Origin of the sequence: Bradyrhizobium liaoningense, from assembly GCF_018130955.1 — a bacterium.
Taxonomy (GTDB): Bacteria; Pseudomonadota; Alphaproteobacteria; order Rhizobiales; family Xanthobacteraceae; genus Bradyrhizobium; species Bradyrhizobium liaoningense_C.
This window is the reverse complement of the sequence record NZ_JAFCJM010000140.1, coordinates 1-2,252: the sequence shown is the minus strand read 5'-3', so window position 1 is coordinate 2,252 and position 2,252 is coordinate 1. Positions and strand designations below refer to the sequence as shown.

Here is a 2,252-nt window from a genome sequence, read left to right as displayed (position 1 = left end):
GCCCATGCCGGGCAGGCGGCCGAGAGATCGCGAGCCCAAATTTTCAGATCTCTGCCCCGGCTGAGAGCGTCGATCCTACCGACTTCTGCAACAAAATCGGCCCAATAGGCGACATAGCAGGCTTGGCCTGATATGAAAGAGCCAGCCTACCGAGGGGCGGACCAGACGCAACTACTGGGCGAGTGGGGAGAACATTATCCAGATGCTCTGGAAACTTTACTTTGGGATATTGAGCCTTTTTGTCGTACCTAGCATTTGCGTGACTGTCGTTCAGGGACCACACGCAATCTATCCTGTAGCGGATTATCTCATTCAAGGACTGACTGTCGCTCAGCTCGTTGGCTTGTATGGCTACGCATTCAGGCAACCGCTCCTGTCTCAGCGAGCTTGGCAGATAGCTTTTCCGGTGTTCGTGCTCAACTTCATTTCTACACTTGTTATTGCCAGCATACGGTTTGCAGCGGCAAAGCCTGACTACGGAATGACCGCCGCTGCTACCGCCATTCTCATCTTTGGATTGCCGTTTTTTCTTCCATTGCTTCTCGCTGATCGACGGTACGCATTCCATTCGACGCTTTGGAGATAGTGCCATGGATCGATCAACACGTCGCCGTTGGGTCAAAGGCGGCCTACGGCTTCTGCATCGTCGAAGTCGGCTTACCTACAGCTACCGGACGTGGTGGCGCTCTGGGGTAAGGTCAGCCACGGGCCACTTCAAGACATCGCCCGATGGGTATAGATAGGACCATCGTCCACCCGGAGAACAGCAAGTGGGCCGAATAGCAACCTTCGTATGGATCGTAACGACTTTCACAATCATTGTGGTCGCCACTCCACTCCGGGCTCAAGCAACACCGGAAGCGTCAGCGTGCGGATATCTTGCTGGTCTAATCGATAAGGCATCGCCATCAGGGCCGTTGTTCCTGCCCAGCTATCCGACCGTCGAATCGGGGCCTCTCCATGGCGCCGCCTACCTCTATGACAATGCGGTAGCCGCCATCGCACTGGTCGGTTGCGGCGAGCGAGACAAAGCGTATCGAATTGGCTCGGCGATTCTCTGGGCCATCGATAACGACCGCACCTGGCATGATGGGCGGCTCCGGAACGCATACGCCGCGGGTGTGGTGGCCAGTGGCTCCGCCAAACTTCCGGGTTGGTGGGACAATACGCAGAACAAGTGGCTAGAAGATCGATATCAGGCCGGCAGCGATAATGGTAACATGGCATGGGCAATGCTGGCGTTGCTGTCGATTGATGATGTGAACACCGGCTCTCCGTTCCGCGATGGTGCGGCACGGCTTGGCACCTGGGTCGCGCAATGGGCCGACACGCGCGGCACTGGCGGTTTCACGGGCGGTACGTTCGGGCACGAGCCGACGCCCGACGTACGGACATGGAAATCAACCGAACACAATACTGACCTTGCCGCCGCGTTTGGCCTTCTTGCAACCCGCACCGGCGATTCGCGCTGGCGTGATATGGCAACAGCTGCTGAGCGCTTCGTCGACACGATGTGGGATCCGGCCTGCGCCTGTTTCGCCGCAGGGACCGCTGAAGACGGCGTCACGCGCAATCCGATTTTGGCCCTTGATGCTCAAGTCTGGCCGTTAACGGCGCTCCCCGGAGCGGCCGAGAAATTTGCATCGGCAATTACGACCGCCGAACAGCGAATGAGTGTCGACAAGGGCTTTTCTTACGGTGAAGACCGAGACGGTGTGTGGACCGAAGGGACGAGCCAAATGGCTCTCTTGCTGAAATTGCTCGGCAGGGCTGGGAGGGCAGAGTCGTTGATCGCTGTCATAGAATCCCAGAGGTCGCCGGATGGCGGGTTCTATGCCACAAGTGTCCGCGCGCTACCGACTGGGTTCATGTTGGATACCGATCCGGCCAGGCCACGCCTCTATTTCCGGTTGCCACATCTTGGCGCAGCTTCGTGGGCTGCCCTCGCGGAACGTGGGTTCAATCCCTTCGCGGCGACAAAAAGACTTCCGTAGTTAAGGCCGCGCTGCTTCTCGTCTCGGCCTCTCCGGTCTTTTTGATTTCGATATGTCGGCAAAGGGGTCGATCTCGTCGGTTCGCCCTTGGGGCCGTGGCTTCTGCTTTACCCGAGTGAGCGGACATCCGAGGCCCCAACGACCAGGTCTCGCAAGGGCCGATTTTGTTGCAGAAGTCGGTAGGATCGACGCTCTCAGCCGGGGCAGAGATCTGAAAATTTGGGCTCGCGATCTCTCGGCCGCCTGCCCGGCATGGGC

General features: G+C 58.3%; 2 protein-coding genes. Both read left to right on the top strand.

What is annotated here, in order from left to right:
- Nucleotides 1-202: 202 nt before the first annotated feature.
- Nucleotides 203-586: a hypothetical protein gene (locus JQ632_RS39065; protein WP_212408038.1), complete on the top strand. Its 384-nt coding sequence runs from the start codon at nucleotides 203-205 to the stop codon at nucleotides 584-586.
- A gap of 331 nt (nucleotides 587-917) precedes the next feature.
- A complete protein-coding gene (locus tag JQ632_RS39060) occupies nucleotides 918-1,994 on the top strand; it encodes a hypothetical protein (RefSeq protein ID WP_212408037.1) in 1,077 nt (358 codons plus the stop codon).
- Nucleotides 1,995-2,252: the final 258 nt, after the last annotated feature.